Genomic DNA, 7,946 nt, shown 5'->3' on the forward strand with positions numbered 1-7,946 from the left:
CGGTAAGGGCACAGATCAGCCAGTGGCTGATGTCCTTTCGGCGGCGACGCGACCCCACAGTGGACAGCGGACTGGTGCGTGCCCGGACATGCGTTCGCACCGCTCACCGACGCACTGATCAGGGCAGCATGTCGAATCGGCCTATGCGCCACGCATATCGCGCCATTCTCTTGAAGCGCGTTGTCCAGCCTGTCCGGCAACCCCATTCTGAAACGTTCGCCACCAGCCGAGGGGAGCAAGGTGAACGTGCCACGACCTGCCGCGAACGACCCTGACGTCATCGGACAGACCACCGGTTTGATCGGCTTCCTCAAAGAAGTCGTCCAGAGCAGCCACAACCGTCTCCGCGACGACCGCCGCCCACGGGAGCGCATCTGGCTGGCCAACCTGCCCGCCTCCGTACGACGCCCGTCGGATCGAGTCGACGGCCTACTACTCGCACTCGACCACGTGCCGCAAACGGCACCGCCGTCCCTGCCGGAGGCGCTGGAGGGGTGGATATCCGCAGAGCGGTGTCGGGATGCGGATGGCGGTGATCCTCCACTCGCCATGGAGGGGCCGGGGCGGGAACTGGTGCGCGCCGCGGACGGCCGTCAGTGGTGGGAGGAAGCAGACGATCACACCGTCCGCCGCGAGGATGCGGCCGAAGTGCTGCGGGCCTACGGTCCGTGGCTCGACCGCTGGCGCCGGTGGGCGGAGCGAGAGCGTGCGGAGCGATCCCTGCGGGAGCTGTACGAGCAGGTCTACCACTGGCACCAGAAGCTCACTCAGCAGGACGACCAGCTCGAACTCGTGCTTGCTACCGGCCTGTTGACGTGGAGCGATCCGCGCATGGACACCGTCCACCGCCATCTGCTCACGCACCGAGTGGAGACCTCGGTGGATCGCAAAACTGCCCGGCTCACGGTCCGTCTCATGTCCGAGGGCGCGGTGCGGCTTGAGGATCAGGCGTTCCTCGACACCGACGACGGCTGGGCTCCGGAGCGCTCGGCCGCGCTCGCGGAGGAGATAGCCGCCCAGTCGATGCACCTGCTGGCATCGGAGGCCCTGGACCAGCTGGCCCAGTGGCAGGAGCGGGTGCTGCAGCGTCCTGTTGCCTTCAGCGCCGAGTGGCAGCCTCCGCGCGAGCCGGAGACAGGCGCCCGCCTCACGTACGCGCCGGCGTTGGTGCTGCGTCCGCGGGACCGTAATGCGCTGCTGAGCTTCTACGACCGCATCGCGGACAGTGTCGCCTCTGAGGCACACGCGCCCCTGGGATTCGCCCAGCTCGTACTGCCCCTGGACTCCGAGCAGCGCGCGAACTGGGGCGGCCGCGAGGTCCCGCCCCTCTTCGGGGACGACCCGCTCTTCCCGGGTAAGACCAACGAGCGGCAACGCAGTGTGCTGCGACGACTGGAGCACGACACAGGCGTCGTGGTGCAGGGTCCGCCGGGTACCGGCAAGACGCATACGATCGCCAACCTGGTCTCCGCACTGCTCGCACAGGGACAGCGGGTCCTGGTGACCAGTGCCCGCGACCAGGCTCTGACGGTTCTGCGGGACAAACTGCCGCCTGCTGTAAGGGATTTATGCGTCCTCCTCCTCAGTTCCGCTCGGCAGGACGGGGCGGACGAACTGGAACGCACGATCAACGCCCTGACGGATCAGGTCGCCGCCAGTGACCCCGATCAGCTTCGGGACGAGATCCGTCGCCTCTCCGCACGCCGTGAGGAGGTGCGGGGACGGATCAACTCGCTCAGCGAGCAGGTGATCGCCCTACGGGAGGCGGAGGTCTACCGGCGCCCTGAGGTCGCGCCCGGCTACGCCGGCACCCTCGCATCCATCGTGCAGCGTGTGTGCGACAACGCTGAACGTCACTCCTGGATCGGCATGGTTCCGGACCAAGGGCCATCCCTCTCCATGCCCCCGCTCTCCCCCGCCCAGGCCGCAGAACTGCTCATCCTGCTGCGCGACGGCGCGGCGGAGCCACGCGCGGGCGGCACCTTGCCCGATCCGGACACGCTCCCCACCTCCGAGGACCTGGCCCAGGCACTCGCGGCCAGCCGCGTCACCGATGACGGCCTCTCGCCCGAAGCGGCTGCCATTCGCGATCAGCTCGCGCAGCTCCACGCTCCCGTCGCTGATGAGCTGACCTCACTCGCGGGCGACTGCCATACGGCCCTGCACCACCTCGGTCTGCCGCCGTCGGCCAGGCAATGGGACACAAGCAAGTGGACCACCAAGGCCCTTACGGACCGGCTCTCCCGCGAGAACCTCTTCCTGTGGCGTCGGGTCTCCGGACTGGCCGATCAACTCACTACAGTCTCCCAGCAGTTGGATGAGCAAGGTATGCAGCGCATCATCGTCCCCGAGCAACTTTCCGCGCACCACGCCGATGCGATGGTCTCGACGGGCTCGGCGCTGCGCGACCATCTCGCCTCGGGCGGCAAGCTGCGTCCTCGCGGAAGCTTCCGCGCCGCGAAGCCGCAGAAGGCCGCTCAGGAGCTCCTCGACACTTGCACCGTGGACGGTCACTCGCCCGAAACGCTCGAGGATCTCAACTCCGTCCTCACTCACCTGCGCGCACACTCGGTTGTTGCCACGCTCTCGGAGCGGTGGGCGCAGGTAAAAGTTCCCATTTCTGATGGGCCGCTGGCACTCCGCCTGGCCTCCCTGGCCGAGGCATACGCACGTCTGAAGCACGTCGACGCGTTCGGCGCCGCCCGAGACCGCATCGACGAACTGCTCGTACGCCACGGCCTGCATATCGCGCTCACCTCCCGCGTTGCCTGGCAGGACTTCACCACCGCGCTGGCCGCCCTCTCCGGTCGGCAGGCAGCCGATGAGGCCATGGCCCGGCTCGGCGCGTGGGAGGAGCAGCTCCGCACGCCGGTGGAAGGTTCTCACCCCGCCTCCGAAGCACTGGCCGCCGCCCAGGCTGTCGGAGAACAGGACGTCGACCGCTACACCAAGGAGATCGAAGCACTGCGGGACGCCCACAGACGTGAGCATCGTCGACGCCGCTGCGCCGTGCTCCTGGACAGCGTTCGCAGGGCACATCCCTTGCTCGCCGACCGGCTGACGCAGGAAGCCGACGATCCGGCGTGGGAGGCGCGGCTGGACTCACTGGCCGAGGCGTGGGCCTGGTCTGTGGCTTCCGCGTTCGTACGCCGCCGGCGCACCCCGGGCCGTGAGCGTCAGCTCGAAGGCGAACTGGCCCAGTGCGAAAGGAACCTGGAGGATCTGACCGGTGAACTCGCCGCCACCTGGGGTCGGCTGCACTGCCTGGAGCCCATGACGCAGGAGCAGCGGTCCGCGCTGCAGGCATATCGCACCCATATGGCCTCGTACGGCAAGGGCAAGGGCCGGAGCGCGGGCCGCTACCGTGCCGCAGCGCACGACGCCATGCGGACGGCGCAGGGAGCGGTCCCGGCGTGGGTCATGCCCATCTCGCAGGTCGCCGAGATGGTGGCGCCCAAGCGGGACGCGTTCGACGTGGTCATCGTCGACGAAGCGAGCCAGGCCGGCATGGACGCGCTGTTCCTGATGTGGCTCGCTCCTCGCGTGATCGTCGTGGGGGACGACAAGCAGTGCGCGCCCTCGCTCAGCGGCATGGGCCGTCACCAGGCGATCCACGACCGGCTCATCTCCCACCTGCCGGACATGCCTCCGAGCCTGCGCACTCTCTACGGCCCCGCCACCAACCTCTATCAGCTGCTGTCCACGTTCTTCCCGAAGGTGATCCGGCTGGAGGAGCACTTCCGGTGCATGCCGGAGATCATCGGCTGGTCCTCCCAGACCTTCTACAACAACAAACTGCAGCCACTGCGCCAGTACGGCGGTGACCGCCTCGATCCGCTCGTGACGCACTTCGTCGACGGAGCCGTCACCCAGGGACGCGACAGCCGACTGCGTAACCCGAAGGAAGCCGAGACCATCGTCGACTGCTTGGCCCAGCTGGTGGAGGATCCCACCTACCGGGACAAGACCATGGGCGTCATCGCCCTTCAAGGGCCGGTGGGCCAAGTCAAGCTCCTGGAACAGCTGATCAACGAGCGCATTCCGGCGCCTGTGCGCGAACGCCACCAGATACGTGTGGGCAACCCCGCATCGTTCCAGGGAGACGAACGCCATGTCATCCTGCTGTCGATGGTCGCGACCGACCCGCCACGCATCGCGGGTGGCGCGCGCAGCGAGCGACAGGCTTACAACGTCGCCGCGTCCCGCGCCCAGGACCAGATGCGGCTGTTCTACTCGGTGCCGCCGGACCGCCTGAAGTCCGGAGACCTCCGCCTCAACCTCCTTGCCTACATGGAGAACCCACCGGCAGCGCTGGCCAACTCCGACGACATCGGGGAGGTGTCGAGCGAGGTCCCGCAGAAGCCGTTCGAATCGCTCTTCGAGCAGCACGTCTACCTGCGTCTGAAGGCCCGCGGGTATCACGTCATCCCGCAGTACCCGGCAGGAAGCAAGCGCATCGACCTCGTCGTTGTGGGGGCGCGGGGGCGCCTGGCCGTGGAGTGCGACGGCGAGCGGTACCACTCGACGCCCGAACAGATCCGGCACGACCAGCAGCGTGATCGCGAACTCCAGAGGGTCGGCTGGACGTTCTGGCGCATCCCCGAAAGCGAATTCCGGTTCGACCCCGAGGAGGCCCTGACCGGCCTGTGGGAGGAACTGGACCGGCTGGGCATCCGTCCGGCCACGTCCGGTGACGTCGGCGACCGGTCTCATGCCACGCCCACCTCCTCGTCCGCCGGAGTGAAGTGGACCCCCCTCGACCTCTCCACCGACGAGGAGCTGACCGAGGACCTGCCGGACTCATCCGATGGCCCGGACGCGGCCGATCCGATCGCTGCCCTCGACATGGCAGAAGACGACGAAACCGATATCCCCAGTACGGAAGGGTCGGCATGACCACGCAGTCCCCACTCGGCGTCCTGGACGCCAACACGCTGCAGGAGCTGGCCCGCGTCATCTGCGGCGACGACCACCTCTACTACCGGAAGAGCTATGAAATCGCGCAGTTCCTGGAACGTGCCGGCTGGCAACAGGTTCCGGAGTACGACGGCTACCGCATGGACTGGACCCTGGCCCGTCTCACCGAACGCCGGGACGACCCCACCGAGTTGGCGAAGGTCCTGCTCCGACTCGCCGACCCACGCGAATACCTCGACGAACCCGAGCAGCTCCCCGCCGTCGTCTCCGCCGTCAACGCCTTCCTCATCCACGAGGGCGTACGCCTGGAGAACCCCGGCGGCCGTCCCCGCCTCATCGCCTGCGACCCCTCACTCGCCCACCCGGGCAACCAGGGCCCGGTCGAACTCAGGGCAGCCATGTCAGACCTCATCAACGACCAGAAGATGGCCGGGCTCCTCCAGCACCGCTTGGACGAGGCACGCACCTGCTACGCCAACGGCGCCCATGTAGCCGCAATCATCATGCTCGGCAGTCTCCTCGAAGGCGTCCTGGTCCACGTGGTGCAGGAACGCGACGCATCCCTGCTCGGCAACAAATCGCCGGACAACGTCAGCCTGGACACCCTGATCAAGACCTGCCACGAGGCCGGATGGATCGGCTCCGACGTCGAACGCTTCTGCCACGAATTGCGCAGGTACCGCAACTTCGTCCACCCACGCGCTGAGATTCGCGAGGCTCATGCCCCGGACCGCGACACACTGAACATGTGCTGGCCGGTGGTCAATGCGGTCCTGAACGACCTCGCAGACTCCCAGCCCAAGACAACCTGACCAACGTAAAACCAGCTCCGCCCCGCGCCCAGCTCGACAGACGAGTCCGGGCACGGGGCGGCTGTCGGGCATCCGCTGCACAGACGGCCCCCAACCCACACACACATCGAGGGGCCCGTTGCGTCATTCGCTGACGTCGACGCCGTAGCCCCGGGCCAGGTCGGTCAGACCATGGTCGTAGCCCTGCCCCACGGCACGCAGCCGCCAGCCGTCGCCACGGCGGTAGACCTCGGCGAGGATCATGGTGCGCTCGGTGGTTGCGGCGTCCAGGGTGGCCCGTGCGATCGAGGCCGCGCCGACCCCGCTGGTCGCAGTGATCTCGACGGCGCCGACGTCGGAGAATGTCGCGGCGCCGTCGATCGCGGCGGCAACGACGACCCGGCGGATTTCCAGCGGCAGACGCTCCAAATCGGCGGTGACGGCCTGCTCGGTCGGGCCGTCCATGGCAAGCCGTACGGTGCCGTCCGGGTGCTCGGGTGCGCCGTAGAAGACAAAGTCCTCGTCGCCTGGCACCTGTTCATTCACGTCGAGCGCGAAGGCGACGACGTCGACGTCGCAGGCTGTGCGCTGAGCCCAAGTGGCGGTCACCGTCCAGGCTGCGTCGGTGTCGGGCAGGTCGATGACGGCGCCTCGGACCAAAACCTCTGCCGTGTCCGGCTGGCGCCCAGCCATGCTCTGTGCCGGCTCGGGCGTTGGCGAAGGGGTTCCAGCGAGGAGCCAGCCGGCGTCGTGCATGCGCAGACCGAGTGAGGCGATACGACTCATACGCCGGTCCGCTTCGCCGCCGGCCAGCACCACAACGTCAGTCACGCCGGCCGAGAGGTTGACCGCCGCGGAGGCACCAAGAGCGACGGCACGAGCTCGTGCCGCCACGGCCTCTTCATGCGTACCGCCCAGGACCAGGACCCGACGCCCGGCCAGCAACTGACCTTCCCCGGCAGCAGGTGCGGTCGGAGTGGCCGCGCGCTGTGCCGGGACACTCGGGACGGGCGCGCGCTGTGCGGTCGTCGCATCCGCGGGTGTATCGGCTGCGCGCCGTTGCCTGGCTGTGCCAGCGCGGGCAATGCCTTTGGCCTGGCCGGGCTGAACATTCTCCAGTAGTCGTAGGTAGATCAGCTCGTCCACGAGGGGGACGCCTTCGTCCGCGGCGCGACGCAGTTTGCCGGACGCGGCGCTGGGATCGTTGGTGACGACGACGCTGGTCTGCCTACTGACCGAGGTCATCATGTTCAGCCCGGCCGCCACTGAGCGGGCAACCAGTTCCTCGCGGGAGACCTGGGTGTCCCCGGTGACAGCGACCTTCATGCCCTGCACCAGTGGCCCACCCTTCGCCAAGCGGCCCGGATTGCGGTAGGCGCAGGGGGTCTTGGGAACATACGGCTTGTAGTCCTGGCGGGGCGGGCAGTCCAGGAGCGGCAGGGGCAGGCCTAGTTGCTCGGCAGCGCCCAGCGAGCCGCGCAGGATGCCGGAGAGGACCCGTACGTCGTCCTGCGCATCGTGGGCCCGGTCCTGACGCACGCGATAGTGCGCGGCCAGAGTGCCCAGCTTGAGATCGGGCGTCGCGGGACCAACCAGGCGGTTGAGGGCCAAGGTGCACAGGCGTCTACTGACCGGGACCCAGGAACGGACACGGGCGAACTCGTGGGCCAGGAAGTCGTAGTCGAACTGCGCGTTGTGGGCGACCAACACACGGCTGCTGAGCAGCGCCCCCACCTGAGGCGCTACCTCCTCAAAGGTAGGAGCGCCCGCAAGACGTGCTGAGGTTAGGCCGTGGACATGCACCGGACCAGGGTCACAGCCCGGGTTGAGCAGGGTGGAGAACTCTCCTGTCTGCCGCCCATGTGCGTCGAGGGTGAGGACCGCGAGTGACAGGACGCGGTCCCGGCCGGGCCTGAGTCCGGAGGTCTCCACGTCGACCAACGCCCAGTCGTGGAAGTAGTCCGGCAAGGTGGGCCACTTCGAGTTCGAAGCCAGCAAGGCCATATGGGCTCCCCTCCCAAGTACGGCGGACGACGCGCACCCTCCCCGCGGTGACGGCCGACCAGGTGGGATTTTCGCACGTGAGGGACGCTGTTCGTGGTGGATCTGTCACGGAGGACCAGCCCAATCACAAGTCTCCGAGTGTCGGTAACGGCTGAATCGTGGACCGGGGGCACCAGATGAAAAGTGGACCTCACGCTGTCAGTTGATGTTGGTCATTCCCCGGTGTTGGCCGTG

General features: G+C 67.8%; 3 protein-coding genes. 2 read left to right on the plus strand and 1 reads right to left on the minus strand.

The window, feature by feature from the left end; genetic code table 11:
• The first annotated feature begins 246 nt into the window (after positions 1-246).
• Both AB0I98_RS01840 and AB0I98_RS01845 read left to right on the plus strand, forming a co-directional pair.
• Positions 247-4,896 carry an AAA domain-containing protein gene (locus tag AB0I98_RS01840; RefSeq protein ID WP_362933730.1) on the plus strand — a complete coding sequence of 1,550 codons (4,650 nt, stop codon included), beginning with the start codon at positions 247-249 and terminating at the stop codon, positions 4,894-4,896.
• Positions 4,893-5,729 carry a hypothetical protein gene (locus tag AB0I98_RS01845; RefSeq protein WP_362933733.1) on the plus strand — a complete coding sequence of 279 codons (837 nt, stop codon included), beginning with the start codon at positions 4,893-4,895 and terminating at the stop codon, positions 5,727-5,729. Before AB0I98_RS01840 ends, AB0I98_RS01845 begins: the two co-directional genes overlap by 4 nt.
• Positions 5,730-5,852: 123 nt before the next feature.
• Here AB0I98_RS01845 and AB0I98_RS01850 read toward each other — a convergent pair whose 3' ends face one another.
• Positions 5,853-7,712, minus strand: a complete 1,860-nt coding sequence (locus AB0I98_RS01850) for a TerD family protein (RefSeq protein WP_362933736.1) — start codon at positions 7,710-7,712, stop codon at positions 5,853-5,855.
• Positions 7,713-7,946 lie beyond the last annotated feature (234 nt).

It is taken from the genome of Streptomyces sp. NPDC050211 (assembly GCF_040656035.1).
Classification (GTDB): Bacteria; Actinomycetota; Actinomycetes; order Streptomycetales; family Streptomycetaceae; genus Streptomyces.

What these genes read in the sequence shown, in the direction of transcription:
- AB0I98_RS01845 (WP_362933733.1), top strand. Translation starts at nt 4,893, where the DNA reads ATGACCACGCAGTCCCCACTCGGCGTCCTGGACGCCAACACGCTGCAG.
- AB0I98_RS01850 (WP_362933736.1), bottom strand. Translation starts at nt 7,712, where the DNA reads ATGGCCTTGCTGGCTTCGAACTCGAAGTGGCCCACCTTGCCGGACTAC.